The organism is Nocardioides sp. GCM10030259 (assembly GCF_042666375.1).
Classification (GTDB): domain Bacteria; phylum Actinomycetota; class Actinomycetes; order Propionibacteriales; family Nocardioidaceae; genus Nocardioides.
Genome location: NZ_JBHTDF010000018.1, coordinates 100984 through 112836 on the forward strand (window position 1 = coordinate 100984; position 11853 = coordinate 112836).

At 72.9% G+C, this 11853-nt stretch carries 12 protein-coding genes; 9 read left to right on the plus strand and 3 right to left on the minus strand.

Annotated elements, in window-relative coordinates:
- Window positions 1–8 precede the first annotated feature (8 nt).
- The 4 genes from ACFQQI_RS13615 to ACFQQI_RS13630 all read left to right on the plus strand — a co-directional run bounded on the left by ACFQQI_RS13615 (window position 9) and on the right by ACFQQI_RS13630 (window position 3233).
- The gene (locus tag ACFQQI_RS13615; protein ID WP_378564004.1) at window positions 9–824 is read left to right on the plus strand and encodes a maleylpyruvate isomerase family mycothiol-dependent enzyme; all 816 of its coding nucleotides are present in this window, start codon (window positions 9–11) and stop codon (window positions 822–824) included.
- Window positions 821–1759 (plus strand): oxidoreductase, encoded by a 939-nt coding sequence (locus ACFQQI_RS13620; RefSeq protein WP_378564007.1) that lies wholly within the window; start codon window positions 821–823, stop codon window positions 1757–1759. Before ACFQQI_RS13615 ends, ACFQQI_RS13620 begins: the two co-directional genes overlap by 4 nt.
- Before the next feature lie 78 nt (window positions 1760–1837).
- Window positions 1838–2521, plus strand: a complete 684-nt coding sequence (locus tag ACFQQI_RS13625; RefSeq protein ID WP_378564010.1) for a hypothetical protein — start codon at window positions 1838–1840, stop codon at window positions 2519–2521.
- Window positions 2522–2603: 82 nt separating this feature from the next.
- Window positions 2604–3233, plus strand: a complete 630-nt coding sequence (locus ACFQQI_RS13630; RefSeq protein ID WP_378564013.1) for a hypothetical protein — start codon at window positions 2604–2606, stop codon at window positions 3231–3233.
- Window positions 3234–3249: 16 nt separating this feature from the next.
- On the opposite strand, the gene ACFQQI_RS13635 is transcribed toward ACFQQI_RS13630, so the two are convergent.
- Window positions 3250–4212: a hypothetical protein gene (locus ACFQQI_RS13635; RefSeq protein WP_378564016.1), complete on the minus strand. Its 963-nt coding sequence runs from the start codon at window positions 4210–4212 to the stop codon at window positions 3250–3252.
- Window positions 4213–4591: 379 nt separating this feature from the next.
- A complete protein-coding gene (locus ACFQQI_RS13640) occupies window positions 4592–5311 on the minus strand; it encodes a VC0807 family protein (RefSeq protein WP_378564019.1) in 720 nt (239 codons plus the stop codon).
- Between the two features lie 141 nt (window positions 5312–5452).
- Between ACFQQI_RS13640 and pgm the strand changes: the two genes are divergently transcribed.
- The 5 genes from pgm to ACFQQI_RS13665 are packed head-to-tail and all read left to right on the plus strand — an operon-like array spanning window position 5453 to window position 10591.
- Window positions 5453–7081, plus strand: coding sequence for a phosphoglucomutase (alpha-D-glucose-1,6-bisphosphate-dependent) (gene pgm, locus ACFQQI_RS13645; RefSeq protein WP_378564022.1), 1629 nt, complete (start codon window positions 5453–5455; stop codon window positions 7079–7081).
- A gap of 58 nt (window positions 7082–7139) precedes the next feature.
- Window positions 7140–8072: an ABC transporter ATP-binding protein gene (locus tag ACFQQI_RS13650; RefSeq protein ID WP_378564025.1), complete on the plus strand. Its 933-nt coding sequence runs from the start codon at window positions 7140–7142 to the stop codon at window positions 8070–8072.
- Complete coding sequence (locus ACFQQI_RS13655) at window positions 8056–8967, plus strand: ABC transporter permease (RefSeq protein ID WP_378564028.1); 912 nt, start codon at window positions 8056–8058, stop codon at window positions 8965–8967. The genes ACFQQI_RS13650 and ACFQQI_RS13655 overlap by 17 nt, the downstream gene beginning before the upstream one ends.
- Window positions 8964–9878: an ABC transporter ATP-binding protein gene (locus ACFQQI_RS13660; RefSeq protein ID WP_378564031.1), complete on the plus strand. Its 915-nt coding sequence runs from the start codon at window positions 8964–8966 to the stop codon at window positions 9876–9878. The genes ACFQQI_RS13655 and ACFQQI_RS13660 overlap by 4 nt, the downstream gene beginning before the upstream one ends.
- On the plus strand, window positions 9875–10591 hold the full coding sequence (locus tag ACFQQI_RS13665) for an ABC transporter permease (protein ID WP_378564034.1): 717 nt from the start codon (window positions 9875–9877) through the stop codon (window positions 10589–10591). The genes ACFQQI_RS13660 and ACFQQI_RS13665 overlap by 4 nt, the downstream gene beginning before the upstream one ends.
- Here the strand turns inward: ACFQQI_RS13665 and ACFQQI_RS13670 are convergent.
- Window positions 10575–11849 carry a glycosyltransferase 87 family protein gene (locus ACFQQI_RS13670; protein WP_378564037.1) on the minus strand — a complete coding sequence of 425 codons (1275 nt, stop codon included), beginning with the start codon at window positions 11847–11849 and terminating at the stop codon, window positions 10575–10577. The genes ACFQQI_RS13665 and ACFQQI_RS13670 overlap by 17 nt on opposite strands.
- Window positions 11850–11853 lie beyond the last annotated feature (4 nt).

Below are 11853 nucleotides of genomic sequence, written 5' to 3' on the forward strand. Positions count from 1 at the left end.
TGCAGATCATGGGTGATCGCGAGCTGCTGGCCGGGTACGTCGAGGTGTGGTGGCAGGCGATCAACGACTTCACCGAGCTGCTCGAGGAGCTGTCGCCCGAGGACTGGACGCGGCCGACCGACCTGCCCGGATGGGACGTCAAGGCGGTCGCGTCACACGTCGCGCACCTGGAGGGCATCCTCGCCGGGCAGCCCGAGGAGACCGCCGAGGTCGGCGAGCCGCCGCACGTGACCGGCCTGATGGGCCTCTACACCGAGATCGGCGTCGTCACCCGCCGCGACGCCAGCCCCGACGCGATCATCAACGAGATCCGGGCCGCCGCGACGGCCCGGCACACCGCGCTGCTCGCCGACCCGCCGACCGACGCCGCGGGCAAGCCGGAGCCGATCTTCGGCGGCGTGCCGTGGGACTGGCGCACGCTGCTGCGCAATCGGCCACTCGACGTGTGGATGCACGAGCAGGACATCCGGCGCGCGGTCGACCGGCCGGGCGGCATGGGCTCGGCCGCCGCGCGGCACACGGCCGACTACCTCGCCGAGGGACTCGGGTACGTCGTGGCCAAGCGCGTGGGCGCGCCGGCGGGCACGGCCGTCGTGCTCGAGCTCGACGGCAGCCTGCCGTTCGCGTTCGCCGTCAACGACGCGGGCCGGGGCGAGCGGCTGCCCGACGCACCGGCAGACCCCTCGGTCCTGCTGCGCATGGAGCGCGAGGCCTTCATCCGCCTGGCGGGCGGGCGCTGCGATCCCGACCCGGGCACCGTCGAGGTGGTCGGCGACCGGGAGCTGGGCCAGCGCATCATCGACGCCATGGCGACCACCCCGTGACCCGCGCCGACCGCTGGACCACGGACGACATCCCCGAGCAGGCCGACCGCACGGTCCTGGTGACCGGCACGACCCTCGGCGGGCTCGGTCACTTCACGGCGCTGGAGCTCGCCCGCCGCGGAGCGCGGGTGCTGGTGACCGGTCGCAACCCCGCCCGCCTCGAAGAGACCCACAAGGCGATCGTCGACGAGGTGCCCGGTGCGGCGCTGGAGACCGTCGAGCTCGACCTCGCCGACCTGTCGTCGGTGCGGCGCGCGGCCGCGACCATCGCCGGCCTGGGCCCGATCGACGCGCTGGTCAACAACGCCGGCGTCATGGGCACGCCGTACTCCCGCACCGGCGACGGCCTCGAGCTCCAGATGGCGACCAACCACTACGGCCCGTTCCTGCTCACCGGGCTGCTGCTCCCGCAGCTCGTGGCGTCGGAGGACGCCCGGGTCGTCACGGTCTCGTCGCAGATGCACCGGGTCGCGCGCTCGGCGCCGCTCGACGACCCGCGGGCGCCGCACGGACGCTACCGGACCTGGTCGACCTACGGGCAGACCAAGCTCGCCAACCTGCTCTTCACCTACGAGCTCGAGCGCCGGCTGCGGCGGGCCGAGCTCCCGGTCAAGGCGCTCGCGGCCCACCCGGGCTTCGCGTCCACCCACCTGGCGGCGAACGGGCAGTACGGCCGCTCGTCCGGTGGCATCGCGTCGGTGCTCGACGGCGCGATCAAGCTGGTGTCGCCCAACACCGCCGCCGAGGGCGCCTGGCCGACGCTGATGGCGGCGACGGCCGACCTGCCGGGCGCGACGTACGTCGGCCCGGACCGCTTCCTGGAGTGGGGCGGCCGCCCGAAGGTGACGCGGAGCAACCGGCTGTCGTACGACGAGACGGCGCAGCGCCGGCTGTGGCAGCTGAGCGAGCAGACCGTGGGCATCACCTACCCCTGAGGAGTTCCGGCGTTCCGCTGCGGGGTCCGCGCGGCTCGTGGATACTTCCGGGGCCATCTGACCCTCGGGAGGAAGACCGTGAAGCTCCGCACCGCCCTCGTCGCCGCCGGCGCCGCCCTCGCCCTCGCGGCGCCCACGGCAGCGAACGCCGCCGACCCGTCCCCGACCGCCAAGGCAGCGGTGCGGGCCGGGGTCGCGACGATCAAGGACTTCCGGGCCGAGCACGGAGAGCTCCCGGGCCTCCTGAAGGGCAACAAGCTCGTCGACCCGGACTCGCGCGAGATGTCCGTGGGTTACCTTCCGGTGCTGAACGGGGACCGGGACGGGTTCTGCATCGCCGGTGGCTACGCCGACCGGCCGCGGGCCAAGGCCTGGGTCTACGACTCGTGGAGCAAGACGCTGCGCCGGAAGTCCGAGAAGCAGGCGCGTACGGGGGGTGGCGCGTGCGCGGCCGCGCTGCGTGAGGTCGACGCCCTCGTGGGCCGCCTCGATGCGGCCATCGACCTGGAGCTGCTGGTCACGGGGCTGACCGACCGGGTCGCGGACGGCAAGCCGCTGCCGGCGACGGCCGACGAGGTGGTCGAGGCGACCGGTGTCGACCTGGTGAAGCAGAACCGGATCGCGGAGTACGAGCTGACCGACCCCGAGCAGGCCGCCTACCGCATCTGCGTCGTCAACCGCACCGGGGCCTGGGCGGCGTACGACACCGCAGGCGACGACATGACGTCCGGCCTGTCCGGCGGCGCCTGCCGCTACTCCTGACCGGTCTGCGGTCCGACCAAAGTCGGACCGCCGCCGACCTGCGGCCGATGTGCGTGGCCGCGGCCGCGGCGACCCTTGACGGGTGAGCACCCAGACCTGGACGTCGACCGTCGAGGGCCGCACGCACCGCGTGGAGGCCGACGAGGGCCTGAGCCGTCGGGTGCGCTGGTACGTCGACGACGAGCTCGCGGCCGAGAAGAAGTCGATGGACGAGAAGATCCGGCTCGAGGCGCCGACCGGGCGGCTCGAGGTCCGGTTCAGCACGCTCGGTGCGCCCCGGCGCGCGACGGTGCACACCGACGGAGACGAGGTCGACCTGGTCCCGGCGCCCGGCTCGAAGGCCGCCCGGCACGAGGAGGCCGTCCGCGCCCATCCCGAGCGGTACGCCGTGATCCAGACGGTCGGCGGAGTCGCCAAGGTCGTCGTACCGATCCTGCTGACGGTGCTGCTGGCGCGGTTCGCGTTCTCCCTCCGGATCGACCTCCCTCTCCCGGACCTCCCGGACCTGCCGTCGCTCCCCCGGCCGGACCTGCCGGGCGTCCCGCTCCCGGACCTGCCGGACTGGTCGCTGCCGGGATGGGTCGAGCAGGTCCTGGACGTGGCCCACTACGTGTGGCCGGTGGTGCTGGCCTACGTCCTCGCGCGGGCCGAGATCAAGCGGCGGCGCCGTCAGGACGAGAAGCGGCAGGACGAGCCGGGCGCGTCGCGATGACGCCCCGCGAGGGAGCTCAGTGCATCGAGTCCATGGAGTCCATCGACTCCATCGGGTCCATCGGGTCCGCCGACTCCGTGGGGTCGGTCGGGTCCGTCGTCTCGGACGGGTCCGCCGTGTCTGACGGGTCCGTCGGGTCCGTCGTCTCGGACGGGTCGGGCGAGACCGTCGGCTCCGTCGTCTCGGTCGGCTCCGTCGGCTCGAGCGCGAACGCGCCGATGCCGCAGCCGGGCCCACGCTCGGCGGCGCGCACGGCGATGCGGTAGGCCTCGAGCTCGCGCTGGCCGCGCTCCCACATCGACAGCCACATCCGGGTCGCGTCGTCGGGCGAGATCTTGCCGAGCTTGAGGCGGTCCATGTCGCGCACGTGGTGGCGCCACGTGGTGACCGCCGTGCGGGCGACGCCGAGCACCGCGACGTCCGCCTGCACCTGCCGGCTGCAGGCCCGCAGGGCGCCGGTCGACTCCGACCCGAGCAGGTCCGGCGCCGGGCAGTCCACACCCTCCCGCTCCAGCTGCTCCGACGCCTCGTCGAAGTTCTCGATCCGGCGATGGGCACCGACCCGGGTCTGGTTCCAGAAGGCGCTGGCCTGCGCCAGGGTGATCTCTCCGACGACGAGCTTGTTCATCGCGCCGACGTGGACCTGCCACTGGCTCATCGCCGGGTCGGCCTCGGCGAGAGGGGCCTCGAGCAGGTCGACGGCGTCGCGGCACCGCTCGGCGGCATCGGGCTCCGTCGGGCCGGTCGAGACGGTCGGCTGCGCCAGCGCAGGGGCGCTCGCGCCGTCCCACTCCTCGCTTCCGACCTCCGGGCCCTCGCCCGACCCACCGGTCGCGAACGCCACGACGGCCCAGACGATCCCGATGAGGGCCATGCCCAGTGCGATGCCCCCGAAGAGCGGGAGCAGGTCCTCGTTCCCCCTGGACTCCCCGTTGTCCTGCCCGTTGTCCTGCCCGTTGCCCTGCTCGCTGTCGACCATGTCTCGGCCCCCTCCCGAATGGACGCAACGCTTGTCACTATGTGCGCCCGGTGCCGCCCACAGGCTCACCCGGCCGGGTGCTCTCCTGCGTCAGGACGCGATGAGGTACCCCAGATCGGGGATGCAGGACGGCGGCCGGATCCGGATCGATCTCCGGACGACTTCCGTCCACACTGCGGCGTGGCGCTCGTCGACGGAGCGGCCGCGTCGCTAGCATCGCCGTCGGCGGCGTCCCAGGCACAGGAAGTGCGGGGCACGCAGCCCGCCCCGAGTGCCGCAGCAACTGTCGTTGTACGGGTCACACACGAGGGGTCGTGCACGCGGCAGCTGCCTCCAGGGACGGGGAAGCCCCGGGAGGCGGCTGCTGCCGCACCACTCGTCAGGAGACGCGCTGACGCGCGCCGACCAGCCCCTCGCGGCGTCCGACGTACGCCGCGGCCGCGATCGTGATCGCCATGGCGCTGACGTTGACGATCAGGACGGCAACGGCCTTCATCGGGATGAAGACGTGCAGCGGCTGGGTGAGCAGCAGCCAGAGGCCGAGGACGCCCTTGGTGACCCAGAGCGTCGCCCACAGCACGGTGAGGTGGCGGAAGAGGGCGCGGATGCGCGGGCGGGCGGCGAGCCGTTCGTCGATCGGGTAGAAGTCGCCGGCGATGCGGGCGACCAACGGCCGTCCCGTGCGCAGCGACAGCAGGAAGACCGTCGCGATCGCCATGTCGATGATGATCGGCTGGAGGAAGTAGAGGAACGCGCTGTTCATCACCAGGGCGAGCGCCGTGCGCCCGGTCAGCACCGCCGTGGTCAGCACGAGCAGGCCCGGGATCCGCCGGCCGGTCAGCGCCCGCCACGCGAGCGTGCCGTACGACCAGGCGAGCGTGGCGATGATCGCCGTCCAGACGCCGGCGACGTGGAACACGGCGTAGAACACCGTGGCCGGCACGACGCAGCCGATCGCCAGGTTCAGCCCGGTCCGCCGGGCGATGGCGCCGAGGCGGGGCAACGGCTCCCCGTGCTCCTGCGCGGACGCGCGGTGGGGAAGGTGGATGTTCGCGACGATCGGCGGGATCGGTGCGGGTGCGACAGCGACGAGAGACATGGTGGCCCGGGGGGTGCGACGGTGACAGTGTGTTCATCGGCAGCGGGGCCGACCACTTGAGAGGGTGTCCACCGACCACCCGGCGCACACCTCGGTCCACGGGTCGGACAGATCACAATGCCGACGCGCCATGATGGCGCCATGAACGACCCTCGCGCCGGACAGCCCGCGGAGCCCACCGACCTCGTCGACGTCGCCCACCTGGTGACGGCGTACTACACCGGTGTCCCCGACCCGGACGACCCGGATCAGCAGGTCGCGTTCGGCACGAGCGGGCACCGCGGGTCCTCGCTGCGGACGGCGTTCAACGAGACGCACATCCTCGCGACGACCCAGGCGATCGTCGACCACCGACGGTCCCAGGGGTACGACGGGCCGCTGTTCCTCGGGCGCGACACCCACGGGCTCTCGGAGCCGGCGTGGGCGACGGCCCTCGAGGTGCTGGCGGCGAACGACGTCACCGTGCTCGTCGACGACCGCGACGGCTACACGCCCACGCCGGCGGTGTCGCACGCGATCATCCGCGCCAACCGCGCCGGCGGGACCGCCGACGGGATCGTGGTCACGCCCTCGCACAACCCGCCAGCGGACGGCGGCTTCAAGTACAACCCGCCGCACGGCGGTCCCGCCGACAGCGACGCCACGTCGGTGATCGCCGCGCGGGCCAACGAGCTGATCCGGGGCGGGCTGGCCGAGGTGCGACGGGTGCCGTTCGCGCGCGCCCGCGCCGCGGCCTCGGCGTACGACTTCCTGGGGACGTACGTCGACGACCTGCCGAACGTCGTCGACCTCGCCGCGATCAAGGCGGCGGGCGTGCGGATCGGCGCGGACCCGCTCGGCGGGGCGTCGGTGGCGTACTGGGGCGAGATCGCCGACCGGCACGGGCTCGACCTGACCGTGGTGAACCCTCTGGTCGATGCGACGTGGCGGTTCATGACGCTCGACTGGGACGGCAGGATCCGGATGGACTGCTCGTCACCCGCCGCGATGGCCTCGCTGATCGCGCAGCGCGACCGCTACGACATCGCGACCGGCAACGACGCCGACTCCGACCGGCACGGCATCGTCACGCCGGACGCCGGCCTGATGAACCCCAACCACTTCCTCGCCGTGGCGATCGGGCACCTCTTCGGGGGTGCGCGGCCCGGCTGGCCGGCCGGCGCGCGGATCGGCAAGACGCTGGTGTCGTCGTCGATGATCGACCGGGTGGCGGCGTCGCTGGGCCGGGAGATGGTGGAGGTGCCGGTGGGCTTCAAGTGGTTCGTGCCCGGCCTGATCGACGGGTCGTTCGGCTTCGGCGGCGAGGAGTCGGCGGGGGCGTCTTTCCTGCGGCTCGACGGCTCGACCTGGACGACCGACAAGGACGGCATCATCCTCGCGCTGCTCGCCTCCGAGATCCTGGCGACCACCGGGACGTCACCCTCGGCCCACTACGCCGCGCTCGTCGAGCAGCACGGCGAGCCGGCGTACGCCCGGATCGACGCGGCGGCCACCCGCGAGCAGAAGGCCGCGCTCGCGGCGCTGTCACCGGGCGACGTCACCGCGACGACGCTCGCCGGCGAGGAGATCACCGCGAAGCTCACCGAGGCGCCCGGCAACGGAGCGAAGATCGGCGGCCTGAAGGTGACGACGGAGTCGGCGTGGTTCGCCGCGCGGCCGTCGGGCACCGAGGACGTCTACAAGATCTACGCCGAGTCGTTCCGCGGGCCCGACCACCTCGCGCAGGTGCAGGACGAGGCGCGCGAGGTCGTCAACGCCGCCCTGGGTTGAGCTGGGCCCGACTCAACAGCGACGCGGACCCGGCTCGACGACCCGCTAGGTTGCTGACGTGGGCGTGATCGAGACCGCGGGGCTGACCAAGGAGTACCCGGGCGTCACCGCGCTCGACCGCCTGGACGTCACGGTGGGCGAGGGTGTCACCGGCCTGGTCGGTGCGAACGGCGCGGGCAAGTCGACGCTGATCAAGATCCTGCTCGGCCTGGTCCCGGCGACCAGCGGTACGGCGACCGTGCTGGGCCACGACGTGGCCACCGCGGGCGGCCGGATCCGCGCCCTCGTCGGCTACATGCCCGAGCACGACTGCCTGCCGGCCGACGTGTCCGCGAGCGACCTCGTCGTGCACCTCGGCCAGATGTCGGGCCTGCCGTACGCCGCGGCGCGGGAGCGCGCGGCCGACGTGCTGCGCCACGTCGGCCTGGCGGAGGAGCGCTACCGCCCGATCGGCGGCTACTCGACCGGCATGAAGCAGCGCGCGAAGCTGGCGCAGGCGCTGGTGCACGACCCGCGGCTGGTGCTGCTCGACGAGCCGACCAACGGCCTCGACCCGTCGTCGCGGGACGACATGCTGGCGCTGGTGCGCCGGATCGGGGCCGAGTTCGGGATCGCCGTACTCGTCACGTCGCACCTGCTGGGCGAGCTCGAGCGGATCAGCGACCACGTCGTCGTCCTCGACGGCGGCAGGCTCCTGCAGTCGTCGGCGACCACGGAGTTCCTGCACGCGACCGGCAGCCTGCTCGTGGAGGTGCAGGGGCGCCACGACGCCGATCGGGTGCTCGGCCAGGCGCTCGTGGACGCCGGGCTGGCGGCGCGCCCGGTCGACGGGACCCTCATCGAGGTCGAGATCCGCGACGAGCGCACCGCCGACGTCGTCCGCGACCTGACCGTGGACCTCGGCCTCGGGCTGGTGCGCCTGCAGGAGCGCCACCACCGCATCGAGGACGTCTTCCGCGAGGGAGGTGCCGGCAGTGTCCAGCCCACCTGAGCCGTCGGTCCGTCCCGCCGGGGTCATCCACGACCTCGGCTACCGGCCGTACGCCGGACCCCGCCTCGGCGAGGGCCCGGTGGCCTGGTCCTTCTTCCTCACCGGGCTGCGCAACACCTACGGCCTGGGCCGCTCGGCCCGCTCGAAGGTGCTGCCGATGGGGCTGCTCGGGCTGATGCTGCTGCCCGCGCTGATCCTCGTCGGCGTGCTGGTGCAGGCCAAGGACCTCCTCGACCTCGACGAGCAGATCGTCGCCTACTCCACCTACCCGATCACGACGCAGCTGCTGGTCTCGGTCTTCGTCGCCTCGCAGGCGCCGGCACTGATCTCGCGGGACCTGCGGTTCAGCACGATCACGCTCTACCTCGCGCGACCCATGCGCCGGTCGGTCTACGTGCTGGTCCGGGTCGCGTCACTGACCGTCGCGACGTTCATCCTCGTCGTCGCTCCGCTGCTGCTGATGTACGTCGGCGGGCTGCTGGCCGACCTGCCGCTCGCGCGGGAGACCGGGCGCTTCCTCGCCGCCGGGGTCGGGGCGCTGCTGCTCGCGGCCTGCCTCGCCGGCCCCGCGGCGGTGGTCGCAGCGCTGACCATCCGGCGCGGGCTGGCCGTGGCGGCGGTCATCGTCGTGCTGCTCGTCAGCTACACCGTGGTCGCGACGATCCAGGGCATCGCCTTCGACTCCGACAACCTCGCCGTGGGCGAGGTGGCCGGCATCTTCTCGCCGTACACGCTGGTCAACGGCGTGCAGGTCTTCCTCTTCGACTCCCCCGAGGCGACCACCACGCCACCGGACAGCACCGCGATGGGCGTCCTCTACTGCGTCGCGACCGTGGTCGTGGTGCTGGGATCCCTCGGCATCCTGCTCGCCCGCTACCGGAGGATCAGGTCATGACGGAGATCCGCATCGACCACGTCTCGCGGTGGTTCCGCAACGTCGTCGCCGTCAACGACGTCACGATGACGATCGGCCCCGGCGTCACCGGCCTGCTCGGCCCCAACGGCGCCGGCAAGTCCACGCTGATCGCGCTGATGTCGGGCTTCCTCGCTCCCTCGGCAGGCACCGTCACCCTCGACGACGAGCCGCTGTGGCGCAACGAGCAGGTCTACCGCCGGATCGGCCTGGTCCCCGAGCGCGAGGCGCTCTTCGACTACCTGTCCGGACGCGAGTTCGTCGTCGCGAACGCCGAGCTGCACGGGCTCGCCGACCCCGGTGCCGCGGCGCAGCGCGCGATCGCCCTGATCGAGATGACCGACGCGCAGGACCGCCGCATCTCGACGTACTCGAAGGGCATGCGGCAGCGGATCAAGATGGCGTCCGCGCTCGTGCACGACCCCGCCGTGCTGCTGCTGGACGAGCCGTTCAACGGGATGGACCCGCGGCAGCGGATCCACCTGATGGAGCTGCTGCGCACGATGGGCGCCGAGGGTCGGACGGTGCTCTTCAGCTCCCACATCCTCGAGGAGGTCGAGCAGGTCGCCCGCCAGATCGAGGTCGTCGTCGCCGGACGGCACGCGGCGTCCGGTGACTTCGGCGCGATCCGGCGGCTGATGACCGACCGCCCCAACCGCTTCGTGCTGCGCACGTCGGACGACCGGCTGCTGGCGTCAGCCCTGCTGGCGGACCCGTCGGTGCGCGGCGCCCGGTTGCGCTCGGACGGTGGGATCGAGCTCGAGGCATCGGACTTCGGGCGGTTCAGCGAGGTGCTCCCCCGGCTGGCACGCGAGCACGGCGTCCGCCTCAGCGAGGTCACCCCGACCGACGAGTCGCTCGAGAGCGTCTTCTCCTACCTGGTGTCGTCGTGATCTCGCGGACCATCGTGCGGCTGGGCGTGCGGAGCATCTTCGGGCAGTGGCGCGGCGTGCTGCTGTTCGTGCTGCCGCTGGTGCTGCTCGGCCTGGCGATCCTGGTGCGCGCGCTCGTCGGCCAGGACGAGACCGCGAGCGAGCACACCCTCTACCGGCTCGGGATGGTCGTGATCGTCCCGCTGGTCGCGCTGCTCGCGACGTCCGGCCTCCTCGCGCCCGAGATCGACGACGGCTCGATCTCCTACCTGCTGGCCAAGCCGATCTCGCGGCACACGATCATCGTCAGCAAGCTCGTCGTGGCGATCGTGTGCGTCGTGGCGTTCGGCGCCGTGCCGATGCTCGTTGCCGGGCTCATCGTCCGCACGGACGTGCCGTCGACGGCGATCGGGTTCGCGATCGGGGCGCTGGTCGGAGGCGCGGCGTACTGCGCCCTCTTCGCGCTGCTCTCCATCCTCACCCGGCACGCCGTGGTGGCCGGCCTGGTCTACCTGCTGATCTGGGAGGGGCTGCTCGGCGGCCTGCTCGACGGGGTGCGCTGGCTCAGCGTCACCCGCTGGTCGGGCGAGATCGTCGACCGGGTCGCGGACCTGTCGCTCGTCGACGACCTCTCGCTGGCGTACGCCGTGGTCGCGTCGGCCGTCGTCGTGGTCGGCGGCACCTGGCTGGGCGGGCGCCGGCTGCGGGCCTTCAACCTCACCGGCGACGAGTAGGGTGCGTCTCCTTCTCCGGCGCCGTCGCCAGCGGGGTTTCGCGCCGCATCTGGCAAGGCGGAGGCGCGAAGGCGGGACGGAGTCCCGACGAGTCGCCGACAACGCCGCCAGATCGGATGCGAAAGCCCGCGCAGCAGGCGCTTCCGGAGAAGGAGCCGTGCCCTGAGGCGGCCCAGGCGCAGACGGCCAGCGCGGCGATCACGTAGGCGTTGCCGACGACGTGGTCGACCCAGCGCCACTCGTACTCCCGGCCTTCGCCCCACGGCAACCAGAGCATCGGACGCGCCACGAACACGGCCGCCCAGGCCACGCCGGCCCACCGGCTGCGCTCCCAGAGCACCAGCGTCAGCGGCACCGCCCACACCCAGTGGTGCGACCAGGCCACCGGCGAGGCGAGCAGCATCGCCAGCCCGGCCAGGCAGGCGCCGAGCACCCGGTCGTCCCGCCACCACCGCGCGGCGGTCCACAGCACCGCGAGCGCGACCGGCCCGGCGACCGCCACCCAGAGGAGCGTCGGCGGCGGACCGTCGAGGAGCCTGGTCAGGGCGCCGTCGATCGACTGGTTGTGGGCCAGGGCCGGCGGACCGATCCGCTCCGGGTCGACGAGCCGGTCCGTCCAGTACGCCGAGGCCTGGCCGGGCATCACCAGGAACCCGACGGCGACGGTGCCGGCGAAGGCCAGCGCCGCCCGCCCCGCGGCGGCCCGCCGGCCGAGCAGGAGCAGCAGCACGACGAAGACGAGCGGCGTCAGCTTCACCCCCGCTGCGATCCCGACCAGCACGCCGGAGAAGCGTCGCTCGGGCCGGAGCACGTCGACGAGCACCGCCAGCATCAGCAGGATGTTGAGCTGGCCGAAGACGAGGTTCTGCCATACCGGCTCCATCGCCAGCGCGCCGAGGCAGAGCACCACGACCGGCCACGGGCCGAGGGGCCGCCCCTGCGCCCGGCGTAGCGAGTGCACGACGCCGGCGAGCGCCGCGGCCGACGCCCCCGTCACCAGCGCGCCCGCAGCCCAGGTCGGCAGCGCGCCCAGCGGCACCATCAGCACCGCCGCGAACGGCGGGTAGGTGAAGGGCAGGTCCATCACCGGGTCGCGGACGCCGTAGACCGGGAGGCCGTCGAGCACGGACCGGCCCGCGTGCTGGTAGACGAAGAGGTCGGTCAGATCGCCCCGGGCCGCACCCCAAGCCGCCGCCGCGCCGACCAGGACCAGCATCGCGGCGGGCGCCGATCGAGCCAGGGCGAGCGGGCGACCCATCCTC